The organism is Streptomyces dengpaensis, from assembly GCF_002946835.1.
Taxonomy (GTDB): Bacteria; Actinomycetota; Actinomycetes; order Streptomycetales; family Streptomycetaceae; genus Streptomyces; species Streptomyces dengpaensis.
The window spans coordinates 2,341,530-2,358,276 of record NZ_CP026652.1 but is presented as its reverse complement, the minus strand read 5'-3'; the positions used below and the strand labels follow the sequence as shown (position 1 = coordinate 2,358,276).

8 protein-coding genes and 1 tRNA gene are annotated in these 16,747 nt (G+C 68.9%); 8 read left to right on the top strand and 1 reads right to left on the bottom strand.

Features of this window, described 5'->3' with window-relative positions; all coding sequences use genetic code 11:
* Nucleotide 1: 1 nt before the first annotated feature.
* Nucleotides 2-74, top strand: a tRNA-Thr gene (locus C4B68_RS10575).
* 86 nt (nucleotides 75-160) lie between these two features.
* Here the strand turns inward: C4B68_RS10575 and C4B68_RS10570 are convergent.
* Nucleotides 161-2,908 (bottom strand): SpoIIE family protein phosphatase, encoded by a 2,748-nt coding sequence (locus C4B68_RS10570; RefSeq protein ID WP_099504005.1) that lies wholly within the window; start codon nucleotides 2,906-2,908, stop codon nucleotides 161-163.
* A 343-nt stretch (nucleotides 2,909-3,251) separates the two neighbouring features.
* Here C4B68_RS10570 and C4B68_RS10560 point away from each other — a divergent pair, with 343 nt between their 5' ends.
* From C4B68_RS10560 to C4B68_RS10530, 7 genes are all read left to right on the top strand, one after another.
* Nucleotides 3,252-8,753: a HAMP domain-containing protein gene (locus tag C4B68_RS10560; protein WP_099504003.1), complete on the top strand. Its 5,502-nt coding sequence runs from the start codon at nucleotides 3,252-3,254 to the stop codon at nucleotides 8,751-8,753.
* Nucleotides 8,754-9,151: 398 nt separating this feature from the next.
* Nucleotides 9,152-9,835 (top strand): response regulator, encoded by a 684-nt coding sequence (locus C4B68_RS10555; RefSeq protein WP_099504001.1) that lies wholly within the window; start codon nucleotides 9,152-9,154, stop codon nucleotides 9,833-9,835.
* A gap of 124 nt (nucleotides 9,836-9,959) precedes the next feature.
* Nucleotides 9,960-12,692, top strand: coding sequence for a DNA translocase FtsK (locus C4B68_RS10550; RefSeq protein WP_240634293.1), 2,733 nt, complete (start codon nucleotides 9,960-9,962; stop codon nucleotides 12,690-12,692).
* Nucleotides 12,693-12,994: 302 nt separating this feature from the next.
* Complete coding sequence (locus C4B68_RS10545; RefSeq protein WP_099503999.1) at nucleotides 12,995-13,849, top strand: helix-turn-helix domain-containing protein; 855 nt, start codon at nucleotides 12,995-12,997, stop codon at nucleotides 13,847-13,849.
* A 92-nt stretch (nucleotides 13,850-13,941) separates the two neighbouring features.
* Nucleotides 13,942-15,417, top strand: a complete 1,476-nt coding sequence (rimO, locus tag C4B68_RS10540) for a 30S ribosomal protein S12 methylthiotransferase RimO (protein WP_099503997.1) — start codon at nucleotides 13,942-13,944, stop codon at nucleotides 15,415-15,417.
* Nucleotides 15,414-16,127 carry a CDP-diacylglycerol--glycerol-3-phosphate 3-phosphatidyltransferase gene (pgsA, locus tag C4B68_RS10535; protein WP_099503995.1) on the top strand — a complete coding sequence of 238 codons (714 nt, stop codon included), beginning with the start codon at nucleotides 15,414-15,416 and terminating at the stop codon, nucleotides 16,125-16,127. Before rimO ends, pgsA begins: the two co-directional genes overlap by 4 nt.
* On the top strand, nucleotides 16,124-16,669 hold the full coding sequence (locus C4B68_RS10530) for a CinA family protein (protein ID WP_099503993.1): 546 nt from the start codon (nucleotides 16,124-16,126) through the stop codon (nucleotides 16,667-16,669). The genes pgsA and C4B68_RS10530 overlap by 4 nt, the downstream gene beginning before the upstream one ends.
* The last annotated feature ends 78 nt before the right edge of the window (nucleotides 16,670-16,747 follow it).

Here is a 16,747-nt window from a genome sequence, read left to right as displayed (position 1 = left end):
GGCCCCCATAGCTCAGTCGGCAGAGCGTCTCCATGGTAAGGAGAAGGTCAACGGTTCGATTCCGTTTGGGGGCTCCGAAACGAAAAGGCCTCCGCCCTTACGGGCGGGGGCCTTTCTCGTATCCCGAAGCGAAGCTGAGCCTCACTCCTTGTGCCGAGCATCAGTCCTTGTGGAGGCCGGGAACCCGCATCGCCAGAATCGCCATGTCGTCAGACGGTGCGTCGGACGCGAAGCGTTCGACCGCGCGCATGATGCGGGCCGCGACCGCTCCGGCCGTCAGACCCGTGCACGTCGTCAGGACGTCCGTCAGGCCGTCGTCGCCCAGCATGCGTGTGCCCTCGCGGCGCTCCGTGACGCCGTCCGTGACGCACAGCAGGACGTCGCCCGGGTCCAGCGTGATGGTCTGCTCGTACAGCTCCAGGTCGTCCATGACGCCGAGGAGCGGCTGCGGTTCGGCGGCGGGTTCGACCGTGCCGTCCTGGCGCAGGCGGAGCGGGAGCGGGTGGCCGGCGCAGACCACCTTCAGCACGGCGCTGCCGTCCTCCTGGGGCCACAACTCGCCGTACAGGAGCGTCAGGAAGCGGCTGCGGGCGCCCTCGTCGAGGATCGCGGAGTTCAGGCGCTCCAGGACGGCCGGGCCGCCGTAGCCCTCGCGGGCCAGGAGCCTGAGCGCGTGCCGGGCCAGGCCGGTGACCGCGGCCGCCTCCGGGCCCGTACCGCAGACGTCGCCGATGGCGAAGCCGTACGCGCCGTCGCGGATCGGGAAGAGGTCGTAGAAGTCGCCGCCGACCTCGTTGCCCTCGCCGGCCGCGCGGTAGATGACCTCGACCTCGACGCCCTCGATGTCGGGGAGTTCCGGGGGCAGGAGGCTGCGCTGGAGGGACTGGCTGATGGCCATGCGCTCCGAGTACAGGCGGGCGTTGTCCAACGCCAGGGCGGCCCTGCGGGAAAGGTCTTCGGCCAACTCCAGGATCTCCTGGCGGAAGTGTTCGTCCGACGGCTTGCCGAGGGTCAGCATGCCGATGACGCGGTTGCGGGCCACCAGGGGGAGGACGACCGTCTCGCCACCGACCGTCGAGGCGGTCGCCAGGGTCGTACCGATGCCGGAACTCATCCAAGAGTGCTCGCCCAGGCCCAGGCTGCGCATGGAGGTGCGCAGGGCCGCCTCGTGGGCGGCCTCGGCCGGCGCGGACCAGACGCGGGCGCCGGGGGTGGGGACCGGGTCCGGTGGGGCGATCTTCGAGAGCAACGCCTTGAGGCCGTCGATGCGTTCCTCGTCCTCGTGCAGGACATACGAGAGATACGGGTCCGAGGCCTGGTCGGCGATCGTGTAGACGGCGCACCAAGTGGCCAGGGTCGGGACTGTCATCTGGGCCATGAGGGCCAGCGTCTGGTCACGGTCCAGGGTGCCGGCGAGGAGATCCGAGGCCTCTACGAGGAAGGACAGCGAGCCGCGGCGCAGGCGTTCCAGCTCGCCCAGGCGGGCCGATTCCACCGCCAGCGCGATGCGGTCGGCGGCGAACTGGAGGCGCAGAGCCTCCTCGTTGGAGTATCTGCCGGGTGCCTCGGCCGCGACCCCCAGCGAGCCGGTGAGGCGGCCCTCGACCTTCAACGGGACCGTGACGACCGAGCGCATGCCGGTGCCGCCCAGCAGGGGTACGGCGCCGGGGACGACCGTCAGGTCCTCGTGCACGGCGGGCATACGGGCCGAGCCGTAGCGCCCGGAGCCCGCCTCGACGGGGACGCGGGCGAATCGCTGGCGGGCGGAGGGGAGGCCCGTCGAGGCTCGTACCTCCAACTCCGTTTCGTCGTCGGTCGCGAGGAGCAGGAAGGCGGAGTCGCCGTCGAGCATGTCGCGGGCGCGCTCCACCGTGCGCTGGAGGAGACCGTCGAGGTCGTCCGGGGGCGGAGAGCCGATGAAGACCTCGAAGGGGTCGGAGGCCTGCCCCTCGGAGCTGGTGGTCGTGTCGGTGGCCGAGACGCGCAACGGGGTCTGGAGGACGGCGCGTTCGTGGTCGCGTACGAGAAGGCAGACCGTGGAGGGTTCGCCGCTCGTGTCGCGTACCCGAAGGTGTGAGGCGTAGACGGGTGTGACGCGGCCGTTGGCGCCCCGGATGCCGTAACTGCCCTCCCAGCGCGAGAGCTGGAGGGCCTCGGCGATGCCGGTGCTGGTGCCGGGCGTGTGCGGCCAGGCCGCGAAGTCGGTGAGCGGCTTGCCGGTGACCTGCTCGGCGGCGTAACCGAAAAGTTCCTCCGCGTCCTCGTTCCACGCGTTGACGGCGCCGGCGCGGTCGATCTGGACGACCGCGACGCGGACGCGGCCGTCGGCGAGCGGGAGGAGGTCGGAGGGAAGGGAGGGGCCCGCGGTGCGGGTTCCGACCGAACGCTCGGGGAGGTCGAGTTGGAACCAGACCTGTTTGTGCGTGGGCGTGTACTCGACGCCCCAGCGGCCCGCCAGTGCCGCGCACAGCTGGAGGCCGCGGCCGCCCTCGCGGTCGGGGCTGCCCATGTTCACAGCCGTCGCCTGGAGTGGAATCTCTCGTTCCGGGTAGCGGTCCGCCACCTCGATGCGTACGCCGTCGTCGCTGCGCAGACACAGGACATCCGCGGAGGTGCCCGCATGAACCACGGCGTTGGTGACGAGTTCGCTGGTCAGGACCACGGCGTCGTCGATGATGTCGGCGAAGCCCCAGCCCTGGAGGGTGTCCCGGACAAAGGAGCGGGCGGTCGCGACGGATCGCCCCACGGGCTCGAAATTGGCGGCCGCGCGCGCGGTGATCACAGAACTCCTTGTCCGGTTGTCGGCGTGCAGGGCTCCGTAGCCGATCCGCTCCTGCCGGGGCAGAGCGTGGTTCCCCCTCGGCCGGGGATCCTGGGGCGGTTCCCCAGGATGCAGTCCGGTGGTCATGGTGCGGCGCCCCTCCGATGCCTGCCCGCTCGTGCTCGTGCCACCGTCCAGGCCGGACGCGACCGGCACGGCTGGACAGCCGCATGCAAGGTTACTTACCTTCGCCGTCCATGCGGATGCCGGTCACCAGTGTTTCCGTCCGGAAGAGGGCCCCTTGCTTTTCGTCCGGTCGGTGTGCGGACGATGTGCGAAGCTGCCGAACTGTTATGGCCTGGTTCAGCCGGGGTGAAACACTGGGCAGGCTCCAGGAGAAGGTCCGGGCAGGCTAGTGCCTTCCAGCACGCCGAGCCGAAGTACCCGAGTACGCCGAGCAAAAATGGTCGACCCTTGCAGGAGGGACACAGTGGAGTCTGGCGCAGCGACGCGGGGCACTAAGACGCGCGCGAAAGGCGGACAGTCCCTGAACAACCGGCGGGCGCCAAGGGGTGGCACCACCGCGGTGGACACGGCTGCCCTGGACCGGCTGCTGGCGGCCCTGGTGTCGATGCGGGACGGCAACTTCCGCAAGCGGCTCACGGTCTCCGGCGACGGCGTGATGTCCGAGATTGCGGCGGTTTTCAACGAAGTGGCCGACCGTAATCTGCATCTCACGGGCGAGCTGTCGCGCGTTCGGCGCATGGTGGGGCGTGAGGGGAAGCTCACAGAGCGGCTGGAGACGGGCGCCTGCGAGGGCTCCTGGGGGGCCGCGATCGACGCGTCCAACGCGCTCGTCGACGACCTCGTACGGCCCGTCTCCGAGGTCGGCAGGGTGCTGTCCGCGGTCGCGGAGGGCGACTTGTCGCCGCGCATGGAACTGCGGGCGCAGGCCGCGGACGGCAACGGGCACCCGCTGCGCGGGGAGTTCCTCAAGGTCGGGCGGACGGTCAACAATCTGGTCGACCAGCTGTCGACGTTCACCGACGAGGTCACGCGTGTGGCCAGCGAGGTGGGCACCGAGGGCAAGCTGGGCGGTCAGGCCCGGGTGCGCGGAATGTCCGGTTCGTGGAAGGACCTCACGGATTCGGTCAACACCATGGCGTACCGGCTGACGGCTCAGGTACGTGACATCGCTCTCGTGACGACGGCGGTCGCCAAGGGTGACTTGTCCCGGAAGGTCACGGTTCATGTGGCCGGCGAGATGCTGGAGCTGAAGAACACCGTCAACACGATGGTGGACCAGCTGTCCTCGTTCTCCTCCGAGGTGACGCGCGTCGCGCGTGAGGTGGGCACCGAGGGCGAGCTCGGTGGCCAGGCGCAGGTGCCCGGTGTGGCCGGTGTGTGGAAGGACCTCACCGATTCGGTGAACCTCATGGCCGGCAACCTCACGGCCCAGGTGCGCGGGATCGCCCAGGTGACGACGGCGGTCGCCAGCGGTGACCTGTCGCAGAAGGTCACGGTCAGCGCGCGCGGCGAGGTCGCGCAACTGGCCGAGACCATCAACCAGATGACCGAGACGCTGCGGACCTTTGCCGACGAGGTCACGCGCGTGGCCAACGAAGTCGGTGGCGAAGGACGGCTCGGCGGGCAGGCGAACGTGCCGGGCGCGGCGGGGACGTGGAAGGACCTGACGGATTCCGTCAACACGGTCTTCCGGAATCTCACGACCCAGGTGCGCGACATCGCCGCGGTGACGACGGCCGTGGCCAACGGTGACCTCTCCCAGAAGGTCACTGTCGACGTCGCCGGCGAGATGCTGGAGCTGAAGAACACCGTCAACACGATGGTCGACCAGCTGTCGTCGTTTGGTGTCGAGGTCACGCGCGTGGCGCGCGAGGTCGGTGTCGAGGGCGAACTGGGCGGCCAGGCGCAGGTCCCGGGCGTGGCCGGTACGTGGAAGGACCTCACCGACTCCGTCAACACGGCGTTCCAGAACCTGACGGGTCAGGTGCGCAACATCGCGCAGGTGACCACGGCGGTCGCCAACGGCGATCTGTCGCAGAAGGTCACCGTGGACGTCTCCGGCGAAATGCTCCAGCTGAAGAACACCGTGAACACCATGGTGGACCAGCTGTCGAGCTTCGCCGACCAGGTGACCCGTATGGCCCGTGACGTGGGCACGGAGGGCCGCCTCGGCGGTCAGGCCCGCGTCGACGGCGTATCCGGTACGTGGAAGGAACTCACCGACTCCGTCAACTTCATGGCGGGGAACCTGACGTCACAGGTGCGGCAGATCGCCCAGGTCACCACAGCCGTGGCCCGGGGAGACCTGTCGCAGAAGATCGACGTGGACGCGCGCGGCGAGATCCTGGAGCTGAAGAACACCATCAACACGATGGTGGACCAGCTCTCCGCGTTCGCCGACCAGGTGACGCGGGTCGCCCGTGAGGTGGGTACCGAGGGCCGCCTCGGCGGTCAGGCGCAGGTGCCCGGCGTCGCCGGTGTGTGGCGCGACCTGACCGACTCCGTGAACGGCATGGCCGGCAACCTCACCGCGCAGGTGCGGAACATCGCGCAGGTCGCGACTGCGGTGGCCCGTGGTGACCTGTCGCAGAAGATCGACGTGGACGCGCGCGGCGAGATCCTGGAGCTGAAGAACACCCTCAACACGATGGTGGACCAGCTCTCGAACTTCGCCGAGCAGGTCACGCGGGTGGCCCGCGAGGTGGGTACCGAGGGCATGCTCGGCGGACAGGCCGAGGTGCAGGGTGTCTCCGGCACCTGGAAGGACCTCACGCAGTCCGTGAACTTCATGGCGAACAACCTGACCATTCAGGTGCGGAACATCGCCGAGGTCACGACCGCGGTCGCCAAGGGTGACCTGTCGAAGAAGATCACCGTCGACGCGAAGGGCGAGATCCTCGAACTCGTCACCACCGTCAACACGATGGTCGACCAGCTGTCCAACTTCGCCGAGCAGGTGACCCGGGTGGCCCGCGAGGTGGGCACCGAGGGCAACCTGGGCGGGCAGGCTCGGGTGCCGGGTGTCACGGGCATCTGGAAGGACCTGAGCGACAACGTCAACGTGATGGCCAACAACCTGACCAATCAGGTGCGGAACATCTCGCAGGTCGCGACGGCGGTGGCCAACGGCGACCTCACCAAGAAGGTCACGGTCGAGGCGAGCGGCGAGGTCGCCCAGCTCGCCGACACCGTCAACACCATGGTGAAGACGCTGAGTTCGTTCGCCGACCAGGTCACCCGGGTGGCCCGCGAGGTGGGTACGGACGGCATCCTCGGCGGGCAGGCGCGCGTACCGGGCGTGTCCGGTACGTGGAAGGACCTCACCGAGTCCGTGAACGGGATGGCGTCCAACCTGACCGGCCAGGTGCGCAACATCGCGATGGTCACCACGGCCATCGCCAAGGGCGACCTGACCAAGAAGATCGACATCGACGCGCGCGGCGAGATCCTGGAGCTGAAGACCACCATCAACACGATGGTCGACCAGCTCTCGTCCTTCGCCGAGGAAGTCACCCGAGTCGCCCGCGAGGTGGGCACCGAGGGGCAGTTGGGCGGCCAGGCACGCGTGCGTGACGTCGACGGCACCTGGCGCGACCTCACCGAGTCGGTGAACGAGATGGCCGGGAACCTGACCCGTCAGGTGCGGGCCATCGCGCGCGTGGCGACCGCGGTGACCCGCGGCGACCTCAACCTGAAGATCGACGTGGACGCCTCCGGCGAGATCCAGGAACTTCAGGACTACATCAACAAGATGATCGCCAACCTGCGCGACACCACGATCGCCAACAAGGAGCAGGACTGGCTCAAGGGCAACCTCGCCCGCATCTCCGCGTTGATGCAGGGGCGGCGCGACCTCGACGACGTGGCCTCGCTCATCATGAGCGAGCTGACGCCGGTCGTCTCGGCGCAGCACGGCGCGTTCTTCCTGTCGATGCCGCTGGTCGACGGCAAGGACGCGCGTGCCGAGGACGAGGAGGCGTACGAGCTGCGCATGCTCGGGTCGTACGGCTACTCGATGGGCTCCATGCCGACGTCGTTCCGGCCCGGCGAGGCGCTGATCGGGACGGCGGCCAAGGAGAAGCGCACGATCCTGGTGGAGAACGCGCCGAGCGGCTACCTGAAGATCTCCTCCGGGCTCGGCGAGGCGCCTCCGGCGCAGGTGATCGTGCTTCCGGTGCTCTTCGAAGGGACGGTGCTCGGTGTCATCGAGCTGGCGTCCTTCACGCCGTTCACGCAGATCCAGAAGGACTTCCTGAACCAGATCGCCGAGATGATCGCGACGAGCGTGAACACCATCTCCGTCAACACCAAGACGGAGGTGCTGCTGAAGCAGTCGCAGGAGCTCACCGAGCAACTCCGTGAGCGGTCCGCCGAGCTGGAGAACCGGCAGAAGGCGCTCCAGGACTCCAACGCCGAACTGGAGGAGAAGGCCGAGCTGCTGGCCCAGCAGAACCGCGACATCGAGGTCAAGAACACCGAGATCGAGGAGGCCCGCCAGGTCCTGGAGGAGCGCGCCGAGCAGCTCGCGGTCTCCATGCGCTACAAGAGCGAGTTCCTGGCGAACATGTCCCACGAGCTGCGTACGCCGCTCAACTCCCTGCTGATCCTCGCCAAGTTGCTCGCCGACAACGCGGACTCGAACCTCACTCCGAAGCAGGTCGAGTTCGCCGAGACGATCCACGGCGCGGGTTCCGACCTGCTCCAGCTGATCAACGACATCCTCGACCTGTCGAAGGTCGAGGCGGGCAAGATGGACGTGTCGCCGACCCGTATCGCGCTCGTCCAGCTCGTCGACTACGTAGAGGCCACTTTCCGCCCGCTGACCGCAGAGAAGGGCCTCGATTTCTCCGTACGCGTGTCGCCGGAACTGCCCGCCACGCTGCACACCGACGAGCAGCGGCTCCTTCAGGTGCTGCGCAACCTGCTGTCCAACGCGGTGAAGTTCACCGACTCCGGAGCGGTCGAATTGGTGATCCGGCCCGCCGGGGCGGATGTTCCGGTGGCCATCCGGGAGCAGCTCCTGGAGGCCGGCTCGCTGCGGGACGCGGACGCCGATCTGATCGCGTTCTCCGTGACGGACACCGGCATCGGTATCGCGGCCAGCAAGATGCGGGTCATTTTCGAGGCCTTCAAGCAGGCGGACGGCACGACGAGCAGGAAGTACGGCGGTACGGGTCTGGGGCTGTCGATCTCGCGGGAGATCGCGCGGCTGCTGGGCGGCGAGATCCACGCGCAGAGCGAACCGGGACGCGGCTCCACGTTCACGCTGTATTTGCCGCTGCACCCGAGCGAACTGCCGCCGCAGGGCTATGGGCAGCTCGCGCCGGCGATGGGGGCCGGGGAGTTGCTGGCCTCCGAGGCGGAGCTGTCCGAGGCCGACATCGAGACGCCGGCCGAGGTGAAGTCGTACCAGGAGACGCAGAACGGGCCCGCCGCGCTCTTCAGGAGGCGCCGCAGGGCGGTCTCCGCGGTCGAACAGCGCAGCGCGCTGCCGGGGCAGCCGAACGGCGCTACGGGCCCGGCTCAGGAGCAGTGGGCGGCTCGGGGGCAGCAGGACACGGCGCCGCAGCAGAGTCGGGGCATCCGGTTCGAGGGCGAGAAGGTCCTGATCGTCGACGACGACATCCGTAACGTGTTCGCGCTGACCAGTGTCCTGGAGCAGCACGGACTGTCGGTGCTGTACGCCGAGAACGGCCGCGAGGGGATCGAAGTCCTGGAGCAGCACGACGATGTGACGGTCGTCCTGATGGACATCATGATGCCCGAGATGGACGGATACGCCACGACGACGGCGATTCGCCGGATGCCGCAGTTCGCCGGGCTGCCGATCATCGCGCTCACGGCGAAGGCGATGAAGGGCGACCGTGAGAAGGCCATCGAGTCGGGCGCTTCCGACTATGTGACGAAACCGGTCGATCCTGATCATCTGCTCTCCGTGATGGAGCAGTGGATGCGTGAGGAGTGATCGGCTCTTGTGCGGCGAGTTCAGCCGGCGCGTGGTGTCGAGCCCGGTCGCCACGCGGTGCCGGCGACCGGAACGCCGGGCCGTTCGCGCCGGACCGGCGGCGCGGCGGACCGGCGGTGCGGCGGACCGGCGGCGCGGCGGACCCGGCGTCGCATAACTCACTGTGCCCGAAGCCGTGTAGAAGTCCGGGATTCGGGGAACCTTCTGGTCTCCCACTACGTTTCTGCTACGTGCACAGTGACATCGCGGTGACAGGGTGTGGCGACGGTCGGGGTGCGGCTACCATGACCGGCACAAGGACGGACGGCGCAAGGAAGCCGTCCCCTGGGGCGGCCCCCGGTGCTTCCCCAAGTCCTGCGGACAGGGGAGGCCCCATGCCGGGGCGAGGAGGGCGGGCCATGGTGCAGAAGGCCAAGATCCTCCTGGTCGATGACCGGCCGGAGAATCTGCTGGCGCTGGAGGCAATTCTCTCCGCGCTCGATCAGACACTGGTGCGGGCATCGTCCGGGGAGGAAGCGCTCAAAGCACTACTCACGGACGACTTCGCGGTCATTCTGCTGGACGTCCAGATGCCGGGCATGGACGGTTTCGAAACCGCCGCGCACATCAAGCGGCGAGAACGGACCCGGGACATCCCGATCATCTTTCTCACCGCCATCAACCACGGCCCGCACCACACCTTCCGGGGGTACGCGGCGGGTGCGGTGGACTACATCTCCAAGCCGTTCGACCCATGGGTGCTGCGCGCGAAGGTCTCCGTCTTCGTCGAGCTCTACATGAAGAACTGCCAACTGAGGGAGCAGGCGGCCCTGCTGCGGCTCCAGCTGGAGGGCGGCGGCAAGGCGGCGCTCGGCGACGCCAAAGAGCCCGCCGGCCTCCTCGCCGAACTGTCCGCGCGGCTCGCGGCCGTTGAGGAGCAGGCCGAGGCGCTGTCCAAGCAGCTCGACGACGACTCGGCGGACGCGGCGGCAGTGGCGACCGCGGCCCATCTCGAACGCAAACTCACGGGCCTGCGCAGGGCGCTGGACGCGTTGGAACCGGGCACGGGGAGCGGGGCACCCGCGGTGCCGTCGCAGAACTGAACGCTCCCGGGCTCCGCGGCCTGAGTGAGTCGACGTCAGTTTCCGTCCTCGGTAAGGGCGACACGAACGGGTGAAGCACGAGGCACACGTGTCCGCTGTCGTCTCCACCGGTAACCTCACACACATGGCCTCACGTCAGTCCGCAGCCAAGAAGCCGCCCGTGAAGAAGGCGGCCGCTCCGACGAAGGCTCCGGCGAAGAAGGCCCCCGCGAAGAAGGCAGCCGCCAAGAAGGCGCCCGCCAAGAAAGCCGCGGCGAAGAAGCCCGCTCCCGCGCCGGCGCCCAACCCGACCTCCGGCGTGTACAGACTCGTACGCGTCGTGTGGCTGGGCCTCGCGCATGCCGTCGGAGCGATGTTCCGCGGCATAGGGAGGGGCGCGAAAGGGCTCGACCCGGCGCACCGCAAGGACGGTGTCGCGCTCCTGCTGCTCGGCCTCGCGCTGATCGTCGCGGCGGGTACGTGGTCCAATCTGCGCGGCCCCGTGGGCGACCTCGTCGAGATGCTGGTGACCGGCGCCTTCGGCCGCCTCGACCTGCTCGTCCCGATACTGCTGGGCGCCATCGCGGCCCGGCTCATCCGTCACCCCGAGCAGCCCGAGGCCAACGGCCGCATCGTGATCGGCCTGTCCGCGCTCGTCATCGGCGTGCTCGGCCAGGTCCACATCGCCTGCGGTGCGCCCGCGCGCGGCGACGGCATGCAGGCGATAAGAGATGCCGGGGGGCTCATCGGCTGGGGCGCGTCCACCCCGCTGACGTACGCGATGGGCGAGGTCCTGGCCGTACCGCTCCTCGTGCTGCTCACGATCTTCGGGCTGCTGGTCGTGACGGCGACCCCGGTCAACGCGATTCCGCAGCGGCTGCGTCTGCTGGGCCAGAAGCTGGGCATCGTCCAGGCCGACGTCGACGAGGCCGACTTCGGCGAGGACGACGAGCGCTACGACGAGCAGTGGCGCGAGGCGCTCCCCACGCGCTCCCGGAGGCGCTCGCGCGTCCCTGAGGCATACGACCCCCAGGACGCCGAGCAGGTGGCGCTCAGCAAGCGCAGGAGCCGCCCCCGGCGGCCCGCCGTGCAGCAGCCCGACATGAACCGGCCGATGGACGCGGTGGACATCGCCGCGGCCGCCGCTGCCGCGCTCGACGGAGCCGTGCTGCACGGGATGCCGCCCTCGCCGCTGGTCGCCGATCTGACGCAGGGCGTCGCCGTGGAGCGGGACGGGTACGAGGAGACGACGCCCGTACCGGCCGCGCGCGGCAGTAAGGGCGGCAAGCCGCCCAAGCAGGAGGCCCTGCCGGTCGAGTCGGTCGTGCCCGACCTCACCAAGGCCGCGCCCGACGCGCCGCGCGACCTGCCCCCGCGCGCGGAGCAGCTGCAGCTCTCCGGCGACATCACCTACGCCTTGCCGCCGCTCGACCTCCTGGAGCGCGGCGGCCCCGGCAAGACGCGCAGCGCCGCCAATGACGCGATCGTCGCCTCGCTGCAGAACGTCTTCATGGAGTTCAAGGTCGACGCCGCCGTCACCGGGTTCACGCGCGGTCCGACGGTCACGCGCTACGAGGTCGAGCTCGGCCCCGCCGTGAAGGTCGAGCGGATCACCGCGCTCACGAAGAACATCGCGTACGCCGTCGCCAGCCCCGACGTACGGATCATCAGCCCCATCCCCGGCAAGTCCGCGGTCGGTATCGAGATCCCGAACTCCGACCGCGAGATGGTCAACCTCGGTGACGTGCTGCGCCTCGCGGACGCGGCCGAGGACGACCACCCGATGCTCGTCGCGCTGGGCAAGGACGTGGAGGGCGGCTATGTGATGGCCAACCTCGCGAAGATGCCACACGTGCTGGTCGCCGGAGCCACCGGTTCCGGTAAATCCTCGTGCATTAACTGCCTGATTACGTCCGTGATGGTCCGCGCCACTCCCGAGGACGTGCGGATGGTCCTCGTCGACCCCAAGCGGGTCGAGCTGACCGCGTACGAGGGCATTCCGCACCTGATCACGCCGATCATCACCAACCCGAAGCGGGCCGCCGAGGCGCTGCAATGGGTCGTACGGGAGATGGATCTGCGCTACGACGACCTCGCGGCGTTCGGCTTCCGGCACATCGACGACTTCAACGAGGCCATCAGGAACGGCAAGGTGAAGCTGCCCGAGGGCAGTGAGCGCGAGCTCCAGCCGTACCCGTACCTGCTGGTGATCGTCGACGAGCTGGCGGACCTGATGATGGTCGCGCCGCGCGACGTCGAGGACGCGATCGTGCGCATCACACAACTCGCGCGCGCGGCCGGCATCCACCTGGTGCTCGCCACACAGCGGCCGTCCGTGGACGTCGTCACCGGCCTGATCAAGGCGAACGTGCCGTCGCGGCTTGCCTTCGCGACATCGTCCCTGGCGGACTCGCGCGTCATCCTCGACCAGCCGGGCGCCGAGAAGCTGATCGGCAAGGGCGACGGGCTCTTCCTGCCGATGGGGGCCAACAAACCGACCCGTATGCAGGGCGCCTTCGTCACCGAGGACGAGGTCGCGGCGATCGTGCAGCACTGCAAGGATCAGATGGCGCCGGTCTTCCGGGACGACGTCACCGTGGGCACCAAGCAGAAGAAGGAGATCGACGAGGACATCGGCGACGACCTCGACCTGCTGTGCGCCGCCGCCGAACTGGTCGTCTCCACGCAGTTCGGGTCGACCTCGATGCTCCAGCGCAAGCTGCGCGTCGGCTTCGCCAAGGCGGGGCGGCTGATGGACCTCATGGAGTCGCGCGGCATCGTCGGCCCCAGCGAGGGCTCCAAGGCGCGTGACGTTCTTGTGAAGGCCGACGAACTGGATGGAGTGCTCGCGGTGATTCGTGGGGAAGCTGAAGCGTAAGGCCTCTGATGGAGGAAAACGGGCCAGGCCGGTCGCCGTGCGGACGGGTTCACGGCACGTACCGCGATACGTTTCGCGGTACGTGGATATTCGAACGTGACTCACCCGTAAGCGAGCGGCGAGCAACCGTTTCCCTTCGGCGAACGTCAAGTTGAGCGAGGGGACACGTTCATGTCCCAGCATCAGGATGACCGGCCATTCTGATGGCGTACAAAGTCCTACCGCCCGGTTGCCCCACCCTTTCGTACCCCCCCTAGACTGAACCTCCAGCACAGGTGGCTACACGCTCGAAAGGCGCCCCCGTGTCCATCGGCAACTCCCCTGACGGCAACTCCCCAGAAGACGAGCGTCCGTTCGAAGACGACCACGAGCCCGAGCAGCTCTCGATCGGCCATGCCTTGCGGCAGGCACGCATCGACGCCGGGCTGACGGTCGACGACATCAGCAACGCCACCCGGGTCCGCGTCGCCATCGTCCACGCCATCGAGCAGGACGACTTCGCCCCTTGTGGCGGCGACGTCTACGCGCGCGGGCACATCCGGACCCTGGCACGCGCCGTGGACCTCGATCCCGCCCCGCTGCTCGCCCGGTACGACGCCGAGCGCGGTGGCCGCCCCACACCGACGCCGGCGGCCCCGCTCTTCGAGGCGGAACGTATCCGCCCCGAGCGGCGCGGGCCGAACTGGACGGCCGCCATGGTCGCCGCGATCGTCGCGGTGATCGGCTTCGTCGGGTTCACCGTGGCTCAGGGCAGCGACAGCGGGGACGACACCAAGAACCAGGTCGCCGAAGGGGCAACGCCGACCACCAGCAAGCCCGCGGCCAAGCCGACCGGGACCAAGCCCACCGACCCGAAGCCGGACCCGTCCGACAGCGCCATCGCGGCCGCCCCGCAGGACAAGGTGACCGTGCAGGTCAGCGCCGTGGACGGGCGCAGCTGGATCTCGGCCAAGGACCACAACGGCCGGATGCTCTTCGACGGGCTGCTCAAGCAGGGCGACTCCAAGACCTTCCAGGACAGCTCGAAGATCAACCTCATCCTCGGTGACGCCGGAGCGATCCAGCTGTACGTGAACGGCAAGAAGATCGAGAACGACTTCCAGCCCGGCGCGGTCGAGCGCCTCACGTACACGAAGGGCGACCCCGAGGTCGGATAAACGACCGCATGGGGTGAGCGGGTACGGGGTTGGCCAAGATCGGCCAACCCCGTCGACGTGGGCTGTCAGCGGGACGAAGTAGTCTTGAGCCCATGCCTGAACGCCGTACCGTCGCACTCGTCACCCTTGGCTGCGCCCGTAACGAGGTGGACTCGGAGGAGCTCGCAGGCCGCTTGGAGGCGGACGGCTGGCAACTCGTGGAGGACGCCGAGGAAGCGGACGTCGCCGTCGTCAACACCTGTGGCTTCGTCGAGGCCGCCAAGAAGGACTCCGTCGACGCCCTCCTAGAAGCCAATGATCTCAAGGGACGTGGCAGAACCCAGGCCGTCGTGGCGGTGGGCTGCATGGCCGAGCGGTACGGCAAGGAGCTCGCCGAGGCGCTGCCCGAGGCCGACGGCGTACTCGGCTTCGACGACTACGCCGACATCTCCGACCGCCTCCAGACCATCCTGAACGGCGGCATCCACGCCTCCCACACCCCGCGCGACCGGCGCAAGCTGCTGCCGATCAGCCCGGCCGAGCGGCAGAGCGCCGGTGAGGAAGTGGCCCTTCCCGGCCATGGCGCCCCCTCGGACCTCCCCCAGGGCGTGGCCCCGGTGTCGGGGCCCCGCGCGCCCCTGCGCCGCCGCCTCGACGGCGCGCCCGTCGCCTCGGTGAAGCTCGCCTCCGGCTGCGACCGGCGCTGCTCCTTCTGCGCCATCCCGTCTTTCCGGGGTTCGTTCATCTCGCGCCGCCCCAGCGACGTAGTGAACGAGGCGCGCTGGCTGGCCGATCAAGGCGTCAAGGAGATCATGCTGGTCTCCGAGAACAACACCTCGTACGGCAAGGACCTGGGCGACATCCGCCTCCTGGAGACCCTGCTGCCCGAGCTCGCCGAGATCGAGGGCCTGGAGCGTGTGCGGGTCAGCTACCTGCAGCCCGCCGAGATGCGTCCTGGACTCATCGACGTCCTGACCTCGACGCCGAACATCGCGTCCTACTTCGACCTGTCCTTCCAGCACTCCGCGCCCGACGTGCTGCGCGCGATGCGGCGCTTCGGCGACACCGACCGCTTCCTGGAACTGCTCGACACCATCCGCGCCAAGGCCCCGCAGGCCGGTGTGCGGTCCAACTTCATCGTGGGCTTCCCCGGCGAGACCGAGGCCGACCTCGCGGAGCTGGAGCGGTTCCTCACGGGCGCCCGCCTCGACGCGATCGGTGTCTTCGGGTATTCCGACGAGGAGGGCACCGAGGCGGCGACGTACGAGAACAAGCTGCACGAGGACGTCGTCGCCGAGCGCCTCGCGCGCGTGTCCCGGCTCGCCGAGGAACTGGTCGCGCAGCGCGCCGAGGAGCGCGTCGGCGAGACCGTCTACGTGCTCGTGGAGTCCCTCGACGGCGACGAGGGCGCGTATGGCCGTGCCGCGCACCAGGCGCCCGAGACGGACGGCCAGGTGCTGTTCACGAGCGGCGAAGGTCTGACCGTCGGCCGTATCGTCGAGGCCAAGGTGGTCGGTACGGAAGGTGTAGACCTGGTGGCCGAGCCTCTCCTGGGCTCACTCCCGTGTACTGAGGAGGCGGGCAGATGACCGGAGTCCCGGCATCCGCGGCGGGCGGCTCTCCCAGCGCCAAAGGTGCGGCCGGCGCATCTGGTGCTCCGGGTGGCGCGAAGCCGGTGCGAGGCGGGAAGCTGGGCGCTGCGGCCGTCAACCAGGCCAGCCTCTGGAACATCGCGAACATCCTGACCATGATCCGGCTCGTCCTGGTGCCGGGCTTCGTGGTGCTGATGCTGGCCGACGGCGGGTACGACCCCGCCTGGCGCGCCTGGGCCTGGGCGGCCTTCGCCGTCGCCATGATCACCGACATCTTCGACGGTCATCTGGCCCGCAGCTACAACCTCGTCACCGACTTCGGCAAGATCGCCGACCCCATAGCGGACAAGGCGATCATGGGGGCGGCGCTGATCTGCCTGTCCTCGCTCGGCGATCTGCCGTGGTGGGTGACGGGAGTGATCCTCGGGCGGGAGCTCGGCATCACCCTGCTGCGCTTCGTGGTGATCCGTTACGGGGTCATCCCCGCGAGCCGCGGCGGCAAGATGAAGACGCTGGCCCAGGGCACGGCGGTCGGGATGTACATCCTGGCGCTGACGGGGCCGCTGGCCACCCTGAGGTTCTGGGTGATGGCCGTGGCGGTCGTCCTGACCGTGGTCACCGGGCTCGACTACGTGAGACAGGCCATTGTGCTGCGCAAGCGCGGAATCGCTGAGCGGCAGGCGGCGGCCGAGGAGGCGGAGCGGTGAATTCCGTGGCCACTGAAGTGCTGCGACTACTCACGGTGAGGGGCGAGACGCTCGCCGTCGCCGAGTCGCTCACCGGTGGTCTGGTGGCGGCGGAGATCACCGCGACGCCGGGCGCGTCCAAGGCCTTCCGGGGCTCCGTGACCGCGTACGCCACCGAGCTCAAGCATGAGCTGCTGGGCGTCGACGCCACTCTGCTGGCCCAGCGCGGTGCGGTGGATCCGCAGGTCGCGGCCCAGATGGCAGTCGGCGTGCGCAAGGCGCTCGGTGCGGACTGGGGGATCGCGACCACGGGCGTCGCCGGTCCCGAGCCCCAGGACGGACACCCGGTCGGCACCGTCTTCGTGGCCGTCGACGGGCCGTCATCGTCGTCATTTGATGCCGCTGGTGGCGGGAAAGTGATACCGCTGCGGTTGAACGGCGACCGGGCGGAAATCCGTATGGAGAGTGTACGGAGCGTACTCGCACTGCTCCTGAAGGAGCTTGCGGGCGAACAGACTGGGAATGAGCGGGCACAGGATACGGAACAGAACGGGGGGTTTTGATGTTTGCAGCCCTGAGTGAACACGACATCGCTCCCCGCACGGCCGCAGCGCAAGGCGGTACGGTGGGGCGTGAAGGAT